Raw genomic sequence first — 16,137 nt, forward strand, 5'->3', positions numbered from 1 at the left:
CCTGGCGACCCGGAGCGGGACGCCTCCAGCGACTCTAGGGCGGCCACTCACCGGCGCGCGTCCGCTCAGGTGAGCACACGGCATACGCGATCCTGCGTATGTCGATCACTCACCTCCGCGGACGACTTCACCCCGGCCGCGGCGCGAGTGTGGAGGGCATGAACGAACTGGTTGTGCAGACGGCCGGCCTCACCAAGAGGTACGGCTCACGGCTCGCCGTCGACCGGGTGGATCTGACGGTGCGACGGGGCGAGGTGTATGGCTTCCTCGGCCCCAACGGTGCAGGGAAGACGACGACCCTGCGCATGCTGCTCGGGCTGGTCCGGCCGACGAGCGGCACCGCGACCGTGCTCGGAATGGCGGCGGGGTCGCCCGCGGTGACGGAGCGGGTGGGAGCGCTCGTGGAGGGGCCGGGGTTCATGCCCTACCTGTCCGGGCGCGACAACCTCGTGGTGCTGGCGCGCTACCGGAGGCTGCCCGTGTCGGTGGTCGACGAGGCGCTGGAGCGGGTCGAGCTGAGCGGGCGGGGCGGGGACGCGTTCCGGTCCTACTCCCTCGGTATGAAGCAGCGCCTCGGGGTGGCCGCCGCGCTGATGGGCGACCCGGAGCTGATCGTCCTCGACGAGCCGACCAACGGGCTCGACCCGGCCGGGATGGCCGCGATGCGGGCGCTGGTCGTCGACCTGGCCCGGTCCGGGCAGACGGTGCTGCTCTCCTCCCACCTGCTGGCAGAGGTGCAGGAGATCTGTCACCGGGTGGGGGTCATCGCCGACGGGCGGCTGCTGCGCGAGTCGACGGTGACCGACCTGCTGGGCACCCCGCGCGTGCAGGTCCGGGCCGAGCCGGTCGAGGAGGCGCTCGCCATCGCGATGCGGCTGGCCGGCGACGACGGCGTGCAGGTGGACGGCGCCGAGCTCCTGGTCTCGCTCCCCGAGGAGCGGTCGGCCGAGCTCGTTCGTGCCCTGGTGGGGGCCGGCGTCGACGTGCACTCGGTGCACCCCAGCGACCGGTCCCTGGAGGACGTGTTCTTCGAGATGACCGCGGTCGGTGGCGGCCGCCCGATGAGTGAGGAGAAGGTGTCATGACGACGATCGTGGCGAGTGCCCGCGCGGACCTGCTGCGGGTGCGGAAGTGGTCGGCGACCTGGGTGATCGGGGCCGCCTGGCTGGTGCTGATGGTGCTCTTCGGCTATGTCTTCAACTACGTGGCCTATCGCTCCGGGAGCGGGAGCTTCGCGACCGAGGGCGTGGTGGGCGAGGCGCTGCTGCGCTCGGTCCTACCGGCCAACGTGCCGCAGACCATCACGGCCGGGACGCCGATGTTCGGCGGCGCGCTGATGATGGTGCTGGGTGCGATGGTCGCTGCCAGCGGGTATGGCTGGGGCAGCTGGAAGACGATCCTGACCCAGGGTCCGTCGCGGTTCGCGGTCGCCGTGGGGTCGCTGCTCTCGCTGACCGCCGTCGTGGCCGTCACCGTGCTGGCCTCCGTGGTCATGGCGCTCGGGATCTCGACGTCCCTGGCCCTCGTGGAGGGGGTCGACGTGGTCCTGCCGTCCGCGGCCGACCTCGGTCAGGGCGTCGGCATCGCGTTCCTGGTGCTCCTGATGTGGGCGCTGTTCGGCTACCTGCTCGGCACCCTCCTGCGCGGCCCGGCACTGGCCGTGGGTCTGGGGCTGGTGTGGTCGCTGGTCGTGGAGAACCTTCTGCGCGGCGTCGGCAGCCTACTCGGCTGGGTGGAAACCCTGACCACCGTGCTGCCCGGCACCGCCGCGGGATCCCTGGTCGGCTCCCTCGGCGCGAGCGGCGGTCCGGAGGGTGCGCCCGGGGTCCTGACCGCCCTGTCCGGCACCCACGCGCTGGTCACCGTCCTGGCGTATGTCGTGCTGCTGCCCCTCCTCGCTGTGCTCGTCATCCGCCGCCGCGACCTCGCCTGACTCTGAGGATTTCCGTTACCGACTCACCCACGAGGCACACCGGGTGGGGTCGGGGGAGTGCGGGGTCGCCTCTGGTTGGGTGGGGACATGGAGATCATCGACGCGGCCGAGGTGCAGCGGGTGCTGGACCCGGCGGCCCTGGTGGAGGCACTGCGGGAGGCCTTTGCCGGGCCGGAGCGGGCCGTGGTGCCGGAGCGGGAGCACTACCCGATCGACGAGTCGCTGGAGGCCACGCTGCTGGTGATGCCGGCCTGGCAGGTCGGGGGCTTCCTCGGGGTCAAGGTCGTCGGTCACTTCCCGCAGAACAGGAGCCGGGGACTGCCCGGGCTCTACGGGTCCTACCTGCTCTCCAGCGCCACGACGGGGGAGCCGGTCGCGGTGCTGGACGGGACCGAGCTGACCCGCTGGCGCACCGCGGCCGCCAGCGCCCTGGCCGCGGGCTACCTGGCCCCAGCGACGGTCGGTGAGCACCTGCTGATCGGAGCCGGCAACGTCGCCTCGGCCGTGCCAGCCTGCTACGCCGCGGTCCGGGAGGTCGGCCTCACCCGGGTGTGGAGCCGCACGCCGGAGGGTGCCGCTCGCCTCGTCGAGCGGCTGCGCGCGGACGGCCGGGCCGCCGAGGTCGCGACCGACCTGGCCGAGGCCGTCCAGCGCGCCGACGTCATCACCGCCGCCACGTCCGCGACCAGTCCGCTGGTGCACGCCGCGCACGTCCGGCCCGGCACCCACGTGGACCTCATCGGCGCCTTCACCCCGGCGATGGTCGAGGCCGACGAGGCCCTGGTCACCTCGGCCAGCCTGTTCGTCGACGTGCCCGAGGCGCTGCGCGAGGCCGGTGACCTGACCGGCCCGCTGGCACGCGGCATACTGCAGGAGTCGGACGTCCGGGGCACCCTGGCAGACCTCTGCGCGGGGCAGCGGCGGGGCCGCGGGGCACCCGAGGAGGTGACGGTCTTCAAGTCGGTCGGGACGGCCCTGGAGGACCTCGTCGCCGCCGGTCTCGTCTGGCGGGCGCGGACGGGCGCGGCCGCCGACCTACAGTGAGGTCCCATGGGTGAGCACAACAGTGGGTGAGCAGAGCATCGGCGAGCGGTTCCACAACCTAGGTTCGAAGCAGTCGCCGCTACATGTGGTGACAAGACATAAATCGTGGGCCGTGCATGGTCTGACGGCACATGGACTGCGGTTGGGTGCGGCACGGAGGATGCGGCCTGAGAGGTGCGCACGTCCCACGAGCAGGAGGGGCGCCGCGAGCCGTGACACGAGGAGCGAGGGATGACGATGAGGTCGGTACTGGTCACCGGGGCTGCCAGCGGGATCGGCGAGGCGATCGCGCGGCGCAGCGCCCGTGACGGCCACCGGGTGGTGGTCGCCGACGTCGACAAGCAGGGTGCCGACCGGGTCGCCGCGGAGATCGGCGGTGAGGCGTGGCACGTCGACCTGGCGGACACGGGCTCACTGGAAGGGCTGCGGCTGGAGTGCGACGTGCTGGTCAACAACGCCGGCATCCAACGGGTGGCCCCGGTCCACGAGCTGGATCCCGACGACTTCCGGCTGATCCACCGGCTCATGCTGGAGGCGCCCTTCCTGCTGGTCCGGGCCGCCCTGCCGCACATGTACGCCCAGGGCTGGGGGCGGGTCATCAACGTCTCCTCGGCGCACGGCCTGCGGGCCTCCGCGTTCAAGGTCGCCTACGTCTCGGCCAAGCACGGCCTGGAGGGCCTCTCGAAGGTGACCGCCCTGGAGGGTGCGCCGCACAGGGTGACCTCCAACTGCATCAACCCCGCCTACGTCCGGACCCCCCTGGTGGAGAAGCAGATCGCCGACCAGGCCGCCACGCACGCGATCCCCGAGGACGAGGTGATCGAGAAGATCATGCTCACCCGGTCGGCGATCAAGCGGATGTGCGAGCCCGACGAGGTGGCGGCGCTCGCCGCCTTCCTGATCTCCGACGACGCGGGCATGGTCACCGGAACGTCCCACACGATGGACGGCGGCTGGACCGCCCAGTAGATCGAGCGGACAGAGCTGCCCTCACGCGACGCAGAACTCGTTGCCCTCAGGATCCAGCATGACGACATGGCCGAGGACCTGCTGACCCGCCTCGTCGGCATACAGTTCCTCCCGGACCTTCGTGGCCCCCGCCCCCATCAGCTCACGCACCTTGTCCCTGATCAGGCCTGCGCGAGCCACCCAGTCCCACGGCGGCTCGCCGGCCACCCGGATGTCGATGTGCACCCGGTTCTTGGCGGACTTCCCCTCCGGCACCCGGAGCCAGCCGATGGCCGGGCCGTTGCCGTCGGGATCGATGATCGAGGCGCCGTCCGGGTCGTCATAGCCCGGCTCGGCGACATACCCGAGCGCCGTGGCCCAGAAGTCCGCCAGGAGCTGGGGGTCGTGCGCGTCGCAGCCCAGGGTCCAGTGCATGCTCATGCTCGGATGCTCGCACCAGACCCGGACGATGAGCGTCCTGAACTGACGGCGGTGTCGCCCTCACGGGCCGTGACCCTGATCCTTCGAGCAGGCAGCGAGGGATCACCTCGGCCCCGGTGGCGTGACGACGGACCCGGCTGCGGACCGTCGCGGCCGGCGTTAGCGTGAAGGCATGAGCGACTTTCGCGTGCGACCGAAGCTTGTCGTCGACGGGGCGGACCGGGCGATCGAGTTCTATCAGGAGGTGCTGGGGGCGACCCTGGTGAGCCGCTACGCGATGGGCGACGCCGTCGTCTTCGCGCAGTTGGAGCTGCCCAGCGGTGACGTGCTGCAGCTCAAGGACCCCGACGATGTCGACAGGGGCCCGACCGAGGGCGGCGCCGGGGTGGTGATGGACATCGTGTGCGACGACCCTGACGCGCTCGTCGCCCGTGCCGTCGAGTTGGGTTCGGAGGTGCTCTTCCCGGTGGACGACCAGCCCTATGGGTCGCGGCAGGGGCGCATCCGTGACCCGTTCGGGCACCAGTGGATCGCCGGCACGGAGCTCACCAAGACCGACGAGGAGGTCCAGGCTGCGCTCGACGAGTGGGCCGACGCGGGCGCGACGTAAGCCGCGTCCCCCACCTTGACCGGGCGCGTCGTGTTGCGGCCCTGGGGGACCCGGCGCGCCGCGCGCTCCTCCTGGCGCTCGGAGAAGTTCGGGGCCGTGCTGTGTGGAAAAAGTTCCAGTGTGTGGCTTTTGGCCCCCCTGGGGGACCAAAAGCCACACACGGGCACAAAGTCCACACTCGGGACCACGGCCACACGTCGACGGGACTTAGGGCGCCCAGCGCCCGGTCACCCCTCGGGACCGCACACCGCGCGCCTGAGAGGTGGATGCTCGCCGCACCACGGCGCGCTCGGTGAGGCACGGTTCGTAACACCCTGCGCCGCCGGACGTCTTCGAGCGCCCTCGCGTTCATCGAGCCGACTGCAGCCAGCCCGAGGATCACGGAGGCGCTCGAAGAAGCGTGGTGGGGCCCCGAGGATCACGAAGGCGCCCGAAGAATGCTGGTGTGGCCGCCGGCCGCAACACGACGCGCACGATGGGGCTGCCGGGTGCGACCGATGCGCTCCGTGGGGTGGATGCTCGCTGCGCGGCGTGCTTGGTCGGTCAGTCGACCCAGACCCGGGCGTTGCGGAACATCCGCAACCACGGGCTCGGTTCGTCCAGCGGGCCCGGCGTCCACGACAGCTGGGCGTTGCGCTGCACCCGCTCGGGGTGCGGCATCATCGCGGTGAACCGGCCATCGGGTGTCGTGACGGCGGTCAGCCCGCCGGCGGAGCCGTTGGGGTTGGCGGGATAGACCTCGGTGGGCCGGCCGTGGTTGTCGACGTAACGCGCGGCGGCCAGCACCGCCTGCTCGTCCCCGCGGGCCGAGAAGTCCGCGCGGCCCTCTCCGTGGGCGACGGCGATCGGGATGCGTGAGCCCGCCATGTCGCGGAAGAAGACCGACGGGCTGTCGAGCACCTCCAGCAGACTCAGGCGCGCCTCATACTGCTCGCTGCGGTTGCGGGTGAAGCGCGGCCACGCCTCGGCGCCCGGGATGAGATCGGCCAGCGCGGCGAACATCTGGCAGCCGTTGCAGATGCCCAGCGCGAAGGTGTCCGGCCGGGCGAAGAAGGTGCCGAACGACTCGGTGAGCCGCTCGTTGAACAGCACGGAGCGGGCCCAGCCCTCCCCGGCCCCCAGGGTGTCGCCGTAGGAGAAGCCGCCGCACGCCACGAGGCCCGCCACGTCGGAGAGGTCGAAGCGGCCCGACTGCAGGTCCGTCATGTGCACGTCGAAGGTGTCGAAGCCGGCACGGTCGAAGGCGAAGGCCGTCTCGACATGGGAGTTCACGCCCTGCTCGCGCAGGATCGCCACGGCCGGCCGCGCCCCGCGGTTGAGGTACGGCGCGGTGACGTCCTCCGCCGGGTCGAAGCTGGTCTCCAGGTGCAGTCCCGGGTCGTCGTCGGCCCCGAAGGCGGCGTGCTCCTCGTTGGCGCACTCCGGGTTGTCCCGCAGCGTGTTGATGCGCCACGAGACCTCGTCCCAGGCCTGCGCCAGCTCGCGCACCGGCTCGTCCAGCGCGAGGCCGTCCCCACGCACGCGCACCCGGCGCTCGGTGGTGGCGCGCCCCAGGTCGTGGGTCAGATCACCCAGCCCGTGCGCGGCCAGCTCGGCGCGGGCGGCCTCGACGCGGTCGGCCGGCACCCCGAGCACCACCCCGAGCTCCTCGGTGAACAGCGCCGCCACGGCGTCACCGTCCTCGACCGGGAGCGCGACGTCCACGCCGACGGCACCGGCAAAGGCCATCTCGCACAGCGTCGCCCACAGACCACCGTCGGAGCGGTCGTGGTAGGCGGTCAGCAGCCCCTGCTCGCGCAGCGCGGTGAGCGCACATCCCAGTGCGACCAGCCGGGACGGGTCGTCCAGGTCGGGCACCTCACCGCCGAACTCACCGAGCACCTGCGCCAGCATCGAGCCGCCCAGCCGGTTGCGGCCGGCACCCAGGTCGACCAGCAGCAGCGCGGTGTCCGGCACCAGCTGCGGCGTGAGCGTGCCGGTGACGTCGGGCAGCGAGGCGAACGCCGAGACCACCAGCGAGACCGGCGAGATGACCTGCTTGGCCGAGCCGTCCTCACCGGTCCAGGTGCTGCGCATCGACATCGAGTCCTTGCCCACCGGCACCGAGATGCCCAGCGCCGGGCACAGCTCCATCGCGACCGCGTGGACCGTGTCATAGAGCGCGGCGTCCTCACCCGGGGTCCCCGCCGAGGCCATCCAGTTGCACGACAGCTTCACGCCGCTGAGCGTGACGGGCGCGGCCAGCAGGTTGGTCAGCGCCTCACCGACCGCCATCCGCCCGGACGCGGGAGCGTCGACGGCGGCGAGCGGGGTGCGCTCGCCACTGGCCATCGCCTGTCCCGAAAGACCCACCAGGTCCGAGAGGGTCACCGCCACGTCGGCGACCGGCACCTGCCACGGGCCGACCATCTGGTCCCGGTGGCTCAGGCCCCCGACGGTGCGGTCGCCGATGGTGACCAGGAACCGCTTGGAGGCCACCGTGGGATGCCGCAGGACGGAGTATGCCGTCTGGCGCAGCACCGCGGGATCGTCCAGTCTGGTGCGGTCCAGGTCGTGCGAGGACCGGGTGAACCGCTGCACGTCACGGGTCATCTTCGGGGGTTTGCCGAGCAGGACCTCCATCGGCATGTCCACCGCCTGAGTGGTGGCGTCGCCGTCGTCGCCCAGGGTCAGCTGGCCGTCGTCCCGGGCCACACCGACGACGGCATAGGGGCACCGCTCCCGCTCGCAGAGCGCCGCGAAGGCCTCGAGCGACTCGGGGGCGATCGCCAGGACGTAGCGCTCCTGGCTCTCGTTGGACCAGATCTCCTTGGGGGCCAGGCCGGACTCCTCCAGCGGCACCGCGGACAGGTCGAAGCCCGCACCGAGGCCGGCGTCGTCGACGAGCTCGGGGAAGGCGTTGCTCAGCCCGCCGGCGCCCACGTCGTGGATCGCCAGGATCGGGTTGTCGCGGCCGAGCGCGGCGCAGTGGTTGATGACCTCCTGGGCGCGACGCTCCATCTCGGGGTTGCCCCGCTGCACCGAGTCGAAGTCCAGCTCCGCGGCGTTGGCGCCGGAAGCCATCGAGCTGGCGGCGCCGCCGCCCATGCCGATGCGCATCCCCGGACCGCCGATCTGCACGAGCAGGGTGCCGTCCGTGAAGCGGACCTTCTCGGTCTGGTCGGCGCTGATCTGGCCGAGGCCGCCGGCGCTCATGATCGGCTTGTGATAGCCGCGGCGCACGCCGTCGACGGTCTGCTCGTAGACCCGGAAGAACCCGCCGAGGGCCGGTCGGCCGAACTCGTTGTTGAACGCGGCCGCGCCGATCGGCCCCTCGATCATGATGTCGAGCGGCGAGGCGAGGTGGTCGGGTGTGCCGTAGGGGTCGGCCTCCCACGGCTCGTCGGTCCCGGGCAGGTGCAGGTTGGAGACGACGAAGCCGGTCAGCCCGGCCTTGGGCGCCGAGCCCCGCCCGGTCGCGCCCTCGTCGCGGATCTCGCCGCCGGCGCCGGTGGCCGCACCCGCGAAGGGGGAGATCGCGGTCGGGTGGTTGTGCGTCTCGACCTTCATCAGGACGTGGACGTCCTCCTCGCGGGCGGTGTAGCGGCTCGGGCCGCTCGCCCCCGCCTCGGGCAGCCACCGGGTGACCCGGCCGCCGACCATCACCGAGGCGTTGTCCTTGTAGGCTACGACGGTGCCCTGGCCGGCGACCTCCTCGGTGTGCCGGATCATGCCGAACAGGCTGCGCGTCTGGGCCTGCCCGTCGATGACGAAGTCCGCGTTGAAGATCTTGTGCCGGCAGTGCTCGGAGTTGGCCTGGGCAAACATCGTGAGCTCGACGTCGGTGGGGTTGCGGCCGAGGCCGGTGAAGGCCTCGACGAGGTAGTCGATCTCGTCCTCGGCCAGCGCCAGCCCCCAGGCGCGGTCCGCCTCCACCAGGGCCTCGCGCCCACTGCCGAGCACATCGACGTGCTCCATCGGTGCTGCCGCCCGCTCGGTGAACAGCTCGGCCGCCAGGTCAGGGGTGGGCAGCGCGGTCTCGGTCATCCGGTCGTGGAGCAGCGCCGCGGCCGCGGCCCACTCCTCCTCGCTGAGCGGGTCCGGTCCGTCCAGCGCCAGGGTGTAGCTGACCGCCCGCTCCACCCGGTGAATCGCCAGGCCGCAGTTGCGCACGATGTCGGTGGCCTTGCTGGCCCATGGCGAGATGGTGCCCAGCCGCGGGGTGACGACCACGACGGCACGGCCCGACGCGGGGTCGCTGTCCTCCTGCGGGGCCGGCTCGCCGTAGGTGAGCAGCGACTCGAGCCTGTCGCTGGCGGCCTGGTCGAGGGCCTGGTCCGTGGCGACCCAGTGGGTGAAGACCGCGGTCACCTCGGTCACCCGCGGCACCGCCGCCTGCAGCCGCCGCAGCAGCGCGCGGGCCCGGAAGTCGGAGAGGGCGGCACCGCCGGGGAACGTGGTCAACGCGTGGTCGGGCGCGGCCATGGGCAGGGTCTCCTCGGGTTACTGCTGGGCGGGGGATGACTGCTGGGCGGCCACGGTGAAGGTCGCCCCCGTGAGCGTCTCGTAGGCCTCGACGTAGCGGGCCCGGGTCAGGGCGACGACCTCGTCCGGCAGTGCCGGCGGCGGCTGCCCGCCCGCGCGGTCCCACCCGCTGTCGGCCGACAGCAGCCAGTCGCGCAGGACCTGCTTGTCGTAGGAGGTCTGCGGGCGCCCCGGCTCCCACTCGGAGGCCCGCCAGAACCGGCTGCTGTCGGGCGTGAGCACCTCGTCGGCTAGCACGATCTGCAGGTCGTCGGGGTCGACCGTGGCCCAGTCCACGTCCTCGTCGTCCGGGACGCCGAGGGAGACCGGATCCACGCCATACTCCACCTTGGTGTCGGCGATCAGGATGCCGCGCTCGCTGGCGATCTCGTTGCCACGGGCCAGTATGCCGAGGGTCAGGTCACGCACGCGGGCCGCCAGGGCGGCGCCCAGCTCGTCCTCGACGTCCTCGAACGTCATCGGCTCGTCGTGCTGACCGGGGGGCGCCTTGGTGGTCGGGGTGAAGACCGGCTCCGGGAGCCGGGACCCGTCCTCCAGGCCCTCGGGGAGGGGGACGCCGCTGACGTGGCCCGTGGCGAGGTACTCGCTGAGGCCGCCCCCGGTGAGGTAGGCGCGGGCGATGCACTCGACGGGCAGCATCCGCAGCCGGCGCACCATGACGGCGCGGCCGGCCACCCGGTCCGGCACCGTGGTGTCGATGACGTGGTGCGGGACCAGGTCCGCGAGCTGGTCGAACCACCAGAGGGAGAGCTGGGTGAGCACCGCGCCCTTGTCCGGGATCGGGGTGTCGATGACGTGGTCGAAGGCGGAGATCCGGTCAGAGGCCACCAGGAGGAGTCGCGACTGGTCCACCAGGCCGGTGTCGGGCGAGATGGGCGCGAAGAGCTCGCGGACCTTGCCGGAGTAGACCGGCAGGTAGCCCGGCAGCTCTCCCGGGAGGCCCGCGGTGCTGTCCTGCTCGGTCACGAGGGCACCGTGCCTGCTGCGTGTGTCGTGCCGACGTCTGCTGCGCGTGACGTGCCGACGCCGCCTGCGCGTGTCATGCCAGCACCTTCCCGTCCGGTCCGGGCTCGATCGGGAGCGGGATGCGGATGTCGCCCTGCTCGGCGGCCCGGGCGATGTCCCCGCGGAACTGGGCGCCCTCGCAGTGGAGGCTGTGGACACCGGCGTAGGCGCGGGCCCGCGCCCGCGCCAGGTCGGGTCCGGTGCCGACCACCGACAGGACCCGGCCGCCGGAGGCGATCACGCCCTCCGGGGTGTCCCGCGTGCCGGCGTGGAGGACCTGCACGTGATCCAGCGCCCCGCATTCCTCGAGTCCCGCGATGGCGGCACCGGTCACCGGAGCCTGCGGGTAGCCCTCGCACGCGAGGACCACGGCGACCGCGGCGTCGTCGTGCCAGCTCAGGTCGGGCAGCTCGGCCAGCCGACCGTTGGCGGCAGCGTCGAGCAGCTGACCCAGCGGGGTGCGCAGCCGGGCCAGCACGACCTGGGTCTCGGGGTCTCCGAAGCGGGCGTTGAACTCCACGACCCGCAGGCCGCGGGAGGTGAGGGCCAGCCCGACGTAGAGGACGCCGGCGAACGGCGTGCCCCGGCGGCGCATCTCGTCGACCGTCGGGCGGGCGATCCGGTCCAGCACCTGCTCGACGAGGTCGTCGGGTGCCCATGGCAGCGGGCTGTAGGCCCCCATCCCGCCGGTGTTGGGGCCGGTGTCGTTGTCGCCGATGCGCTTGAAGTCCTGGGCGGGGACCAGGGCCCGCACCTCGGTGCCGTCGCTGAGGCAGAACAGCGAGATCTCGGGCCCGTCGAGGAACTCCTCGACCACGACGCGCCCGTCCTCCTTGGCCAGGCAGGCCAGCCCGTGCGCGAGGGCCTCGTCGCGGTCCTGCGTCACCACGACACCCTTGCCGGCGGCCAGCCCGTCGTCCTTGACGACGTAGGGGGCGCCGGTGGAGTCCAGGGCGCTGACGATCTCGTCCTCGGTGGTGCAGATGTGGGCGAAGGCGGTCGGCACGCCGGCGGCGGCCATGACCTCCTTGGCGAAGGCCTTGCTGCCCTCCAGCTGCGCGGCCGCCGCGCTCGGGCCGAAGCAGGCGATCCCCCGCGCCCGGATCGCGTCGGCGACGCCGGCGACCAGCGGGGCCTCCGGGCCGATGACGACGAGGTCGGCACCGACCTGCTCGGCCAGCGCGGACATCGCGGCTGGGTCGGTGACGGGGCCGCAGTCGGGCAGACACTGCGCGACGAGGTCGATGCCGGGGTTGCCCGGTGCGGCCAGGACGGCATCGACGGTCGGGTCGGCAGCCAGTGCGCGGACGATGGCGTGCTCGCGCGCGCCGGAGCCTATGACGAGAACCCTCACGGTAAGACACTAAGCCAGGCACGGTCGAGATGGTGTCTCGGGGCCGGGTGATGCCTCCGCTCCATCGCACGCCGCCGCAACCAGACAGCTGCCACCCCCGGCGCTGCGCTACGCGGCGCCCGGGCACGTCCCGGCCCGCCGCGCGTGTGGGATTTGTTCCAGTGTGTGGCTTTTGAGCCCTATGGGGGACCAAATCCCACACGCGGGCACTTTTCCCACACGGGAGTGGACCCGAGACGTGCACCCGTGGCGTGCAGTTCGCCCGCGACCTGAGGCGCAGCGCGTGTGGGGTTTGTTCCAGTGCGTGGCTTTTGAGCCCTCTGGGGGACCAAATCCCACGCGCTGGCTCTTTTCCCACACGGGAGTGGACCCGATGTGCGGACCCACGGTCGGGGTGCGGGTGGCTTGGGGGTGGGACGGCGCACCTGCGAGGGACCTACGGAGGCCCTCTCGTCCCCCGTGCCAGCCGTCGGGGTGATGGTGGTCGGGGTGATGGAGGTCCAGGTGGACGTGATGGAGGCACGGCATGCGTGCGACTGATGGGGGCGCGTGGTCCCACCTGGGAGGCAGGGGGGGTCATCTCCCAGGTGGGCCACGCTGTGAGGCAGGGTCTGGTTGCTTCGGGGGGGAATAACAACCGACACTCACGATCCCCACTCCGGCTAGGCCGGTTCGCTAACTGTGGCACGTCCACTGACAGATGTCACGCCCAGCGATGACGGTTTATAGTCAATGGCGGTAATCCGACACCCCGGTTTCCCTGACTGCGGGGGTTCCGGCCCGGCCCCCTGACTGCGAGAGAACGATGGATCGACTCGATGACCTCACCGACCCGCAGTTCGAGGACTTCCTCTCCTCGCTCTACCTGACCATGCTCCGACTCGGGCGACCCACCCGCGGGGCCCTGGTCGAGTCGGGGCTGCATCCCGACGACGTCACCCGGGCCGCGATGTTCCTGGAGGGGCGGGGGCTGATCACGCGGCACAGTGAGGGCGTGTGGGACATCGTCCCGCCCGAGACCGCCATGCCCCGGCGGGCGGCGGAGCTGGAGGCGCGGGCCAGGTCCACCCGCAGCACCGCCAACGAGCTCGGGGCGCTCTGGCGGGCATCGCGCAACGACCCGGGGGAGCCCCACTACGCCGGCGTCGACATGCTGCGCTCTGTCGACCAGGTGGTCCTGGCGACATACTCCCTGACAGCCACGGCCGAGCACCACATCCGGGCGTTCATGGACGCCTCGCCGGCGGCGTTGCGGCTGCTGCTCGAGCAGGATCGACCGATCTCACGACCGAAGGTGCCCTCCTCAGCCATCAGCCTGGTGGTGGACGTCGCGCTCTTTGCGCACGACGGCCTGCTGGGCCGGTTGGAGGCGCTGGCCGGCTCCGGTCAGCGCATCGCGGTGGGTGACGGGCTCCCGTTCAGCGGGCTCGTGGTGGACGACAGCGCCGCCCTGGTGGACCTGTCCCGCCACGACGCGCGCGCCGACGGGTCCTTCGTGACGCGCCGTCCCGCACCGGTCGCGGCCCTGGGGGCGCTCTTCCAGTCGGCCTTCGACCTGTCCACCCCGCTGGGGTCCACGTCCGCGCGCACTGTGGACGGCACGGACCAGCCACCGCTGCTGGAACGGGACCGGCGCGTCCTGAGTCTGCTCGCGACCGGCGCGACGGACCAGCAGATCGCGCGGAGCCTGTCGGTCTCGACCCGCACCGTCGAGAGGCGGGTGGCGATCCTGATGCGCGGACTGGGCGCGGCCACCCGCTTCCAGGCGGGCGTGCAGGCGGCCCGTCGGGACTGGATCTGAGACGGGCCGGGGGACGCCCCACGCTGTAGATGCCGATCTCAGGCGGGGTGCAGCTGCTGACCGACCATGAGCCGTCGCCCCGACCCCGCGGCTGATGGAGTATGCCGACCGGTCCAGCCGGCGGGCACCATGATCCGGCGCCGGGACCGGTAGGCTAGTCCGACCCGTTGACGGAGCAACGCCCGTGACCGATGCCGTCGGGTGGAGGGGATGGAACCCAGGTGAGTGAAGCGGCCGAGGACGTCGTCGCACGTGAGATCGCCATCGAGCAGGAACACGTCGACCGGGTCTACACCGAGCTGGCCAAGGCCGTGGACCGCGCGCAGCTCGTGCACGCCGAGGGGATGTCGCGCGGCCAGACCGACCGTCGCGGCACCGGCGACCCCCGCGAGGAGGAGCTCGCCGGCCTGTTCGAGCGCGACGCGCTGGTCTACTCAGCCTCCCGCCGCACGGCGTCCCTGCAGAACCAGCACGAGGGCCTGGTCTTCGGGCGGCTCGACCTGGACCACGCGGCCGAGGGCGCACCGCAGGACCGGGAGGTCCGTTACATCGGCCGGCTCGGGGTGCGTGACGACGACTACGAGCCGCTGGTCATCGACTGGCGCGCACCGGCCGCGGCCCCGTTCTACCGCGCCACCCCCGTGGACCCGCAGGGGGTCCTGCGCCGCCGCGTGCTGCGCTGCCAGGGTGAGCTCGTCATCGGGGTCGAGGACGACCTCATGGTCGCCGAGGCGCCCGAGGACCTGGTCGTGGTCGGCGACGGCGCCCTCATCGCCGCGCTGACGCGCTCCCGCGGTCAGCGCATGCGAGACATCGTCGCGACGATCCAGCAGCACCAGGACGAGGCGATCCGGGCCACCGCCCGGGGGGTCACCGAGATCACCGGGGGACCGGGCACCGGCAAGACGGTGGTGGCGCTGCACCGCGCGGCCTACCTGCTCTACTCCGACCGACGCCGCTTCGAGTCCGGCGGAGTCCTCGTCGTCGGGCCGTCCGCGGCCTACACCGCCTACATCGAGCGGGTGCTGCCCGGCCTCGGCGAGGACTCGGTCGTGCTGCGCTCGGTCGGTGACCTGGTGGGCGGCATCACGGCCACCCGGATCGACCCGCCCGAGGCCGCCGCACTCAAGGGGAGCCTGCGGATCCGTCAGGTGCTCACCCGCCTGGTCCGCGAGCCGATCCCGGGGACGCCGGAGCTGTTCCGTGCCTTCGTGGCCGGACACGCCGTCCGCCTGGAGAAGCCCGCCCTCAACCGGGTCCGCAGGGCAGTGCTGCGGCACCACCAGCGCAACAACTCCTATGACATCGCGCTGCGCGAGCTCGGCGAGGCAGCGTGGGCCCAGGTCCGGGAGGGGGACCGCGAGGAGTTCCTCGACAAGTTCAGCGACTCCACCGACGTCGAGACCTTCCTGCGGGAGTGGTGGCGCCCGGTCGACCCCCGCGAGGTGCTGCTCTGGCTCACCGACACCGACCTGGCCCACCGCCTCGCGGGAGACGTCCTCGGTGCCGGGAGCTCCGACATACTCTCCGCGTCCCTGCAGACAGCCCTGGAGACCGGCACGTGGTCGGTGGCCGACGTGGCCCTGATCGACGAGCTGGCCTCCCGCCTCGGCCCCATGGTCGACCTGCCGTCCGAGGAGCGCGGGTTCTACGAGATCGAGGAGCTGGACGACGCCTCGCAGTACGGCATGTCGGCCCTGCGGGTCGGCCTGGACCGGGACACCTCGGTCGCTCCGGGCCAGGAGTCCGGGGGTGCCGGGACGCGTGTGTCCAGCGACCCACGGGACCGCCTGATGGCCGGCCGCGTGACCCCCGCCGACGAGTATGCCCACGTGCTGGTCGACGAGGCGCAGGACCTGTCGCCCATGCAGTGGCGGATGCTGGGGCGGCGGGGCCGCTGGGCCTCCTGGACGGTCGTCGGCGACGCCGCGCAGAGCTCGTGGCCGGACCCGCAGGAGTCGCTCGCCGCCCGCGAGGAGGCCTTCGGCAGCTCGGTGCGGCGCGGGTTCCACATGGACACCAACTACCGCAACGCGCGGGAGATCTTCGAGTATGCCGAGCGTCTGATCCGCCAGCACGTCCCCGATGCGGACATCCCGCAGGCGGTGCGCGAGACCGGGATCGAGCCGGTCGAGGTTGCTGTGCCCGCCGAGGGGTCGGCGGTGTCGGAGGCGGTCGAACGGGCCGTCGAGGACCTGGCCGACCAGGTCGGTGGCTCGATCGCCGTCATCGCGCCGCAGCGCTGGTGGGGGGACCTGACCGGCGTGACGAGCCGCTACGACGGCCGGGTGGTGCTCATCGACCCGCTGTCGTCCAAGGGGCTGGAGTGGGACGCCACGGTGGTGGTCGACCCGGAGGCGATCATCGAGGAGTCCCCGGGCGGGCCGCGGGTGCTGTATGTCGTGCTGACCCGGGCTGCGCACCGGATGACCGTGCTGCAGGTGGGGTGATCCACAGGCTGTGGGTGAGGGCGGTCG

General features: G+C 72.2%; 11 protein-coding genes. 7 read left to right on the forward strand and 4 right to left on the reverse strand.

Annotated elements, in window-relative coordinates; genetic code table 11:
* The first annotated feature begins 158 nt into the window (after positions 1-158).
* The 4 genes from MWU75_RS12845 (at position 159) to MWU75_RS12860 (ending at position 3,946) form a co-directional block, all read left to right on the forward strand.
* Positions 159-1,085 carry an ATP-binding cassette domain-containing protein gene (locus tag MWU75_RS12845; protein WP_247091304.1) on the forward strand — a complete coding sequence of 309 codons (927 nt, stop codon included), beginning with the start codon at positions 159-161 and terminating at the stop codon, positions 1,083-1,085.
* The gene (locus MWU75_RS12850; RefSeq protein WP_247091306.1) at positions 1,082-1,933 is read left to right on the forward strand and encodes an ABC transporter permease subunit; all 852 of its coding nucleotides are present in this window, start codon (positions 1,082-1,084) and stop codon (positions 1,931-1,933) included. The genes MWU75_RS12845 and MWU75_RS12850 overlap by 4 nt, the downstream gene beginning before the upstream one ends.
* 87 nt (positions 1,934-2,020) lie before the next feature.
* Positions 2,021-2,977, forward strand: a complete 957-nt coding sequence (locus tag MWU75_RS12855; RefSeq protein WP_247091308.1) for an ornithine cyclodeaminase family protein — start codon at positions 2,021-2,023, stop codon at positions 2,975-2,977.
* A gap of 231 nt (positions 2,978-3,208) precedes the next feature.
* Positions 3,209-3,946 carry a 3-hydroxybutyrate dehydrogenase gene (locus tag MWU75_RS12860; RefSeq protein ID WP_247091310.1) on the forward strand — a complete coding sequence of 246 codons (738 nt, stop codon included), beginning with the start codon at positions 3,209-3,211 and terminating at the stop codon, positions 3,944-3,946.
* 21 nt (positions 3,947-3,967) lie between these two features.
* On the opposite strand, the gene MWU75_RS12865 is transcribed toward MWU75_RS12860, so the two are convergent.
* The gene (locus MWU75_RS12865) at positions 3,968-4,366 is read right to left on the reverse strand and encodes a VOC family protein (RefSeq protein ID WP_247091312.1); all 399 of its coding nucleotides are present in this window, start codon (positions 4,364-4,366) and stop codon (positions 3,968-3,970) included.
* Positions 4,367-4,538: 172 nt separating this feature from the next.
* On the opposite strand from MWU75_RS12865, the gene MWU75_RS12870 reads away from it, so the two are divergent.
* The gene (locus tag MWU75_RS12870) at positions 4,539-4,976 is read left to right on the forward strand and encodes a VOC family protein (RefSeq protein WP_247091314.1); all 438 of its coding nucleotides are present in this window, start codon (positions 4,539-4,541) and stop codon (positions 4,974-4,976) included.
* 543 nt (positions 4,977-5,519) lie between these two features.
* Here the strand turns inward: MWU75_RS12870 and purL are convergent.
* The 3 genes from purL to purD form a co-directional block, all read right to left on the reverse strand.
* Complete coding sequence (gene purL / locus MWU75_RS12875; protein WP_247091316.1) at positions 5,520-9,440, reverse strand: phosphoribosylformylglycinamidine synthase; 3,921 nt, start codon at positions 9,438-9,440, stop codon at positions 5,520-5,522.
* Between the two features lie 18 nt (positions 9,441-9,458).
* Complete coding sequence (locus MWU75_RS12880; protein ID WP_247091318.1) at positions 9,459-10,466, reverse strand: phosphoribosylaminoimidazolesuccinocarboxamide synthase; 1,008 nt, start codon at positions 10,464-10,466, stop codon at positions 9,459-9,461.
* Between the two features lie 73 nt (positions 10,467-10,539).
* Positions 10,540-11,859 carry a phosphoribosylamine--glycine ligase gene (purD, locus tag MWU75_RS12885; RefSeq protein ID WP_247091320.1) on the reverse strand — a complete coding sequence of 440 codons (1,320 nt, stop codon included), beginning with the start codon at positions 11,857-11,859 and terminating at the stop codon, positions 10,540-10,542.
* 805 nt (positions 11,860-12,664) lie between these two features.
* On the opposite strand from purD, the gene MWU75_RS12890 reads away from it, so the two are divergent.
* Positions 12,665-13,660, forward strand: a complete 996-nt coding sequence (locus tag MWU75_RS12890) for a helix-turn-helix transcriptional regulator (protein WP_247091322.1) — start codon at positions 12,665-12,667, stop codon at positions 13,658-13,660.
* A gap of 221 nt (positions 13,661-13,881) precedes the next feature.
* Positions 13,882-16,110 (forward strand): UvrD-helicase domain-containing protein, encoded by a 2,229-nt coding sequence (locus MWU75_RS12895; RefSeq protein WP_247091323.1) that lies wholly within the window; start codon positions 13,882-13,884, stop codon positions 16,108-16,110.
* Positions 16,111-16,137 lie beyond the last annotated feature (27 nt).

The organism is Ornithinimicrobium sp. F0845 (assembly GCF_023015765.1).
In the GTDB taxonomy this organism is placed as follows: domain Bacteria; phylum Actinomycetota; class Actinomycetes; order Actinomycetales; family Dermatophilaceae; genus Ornithinicoccus.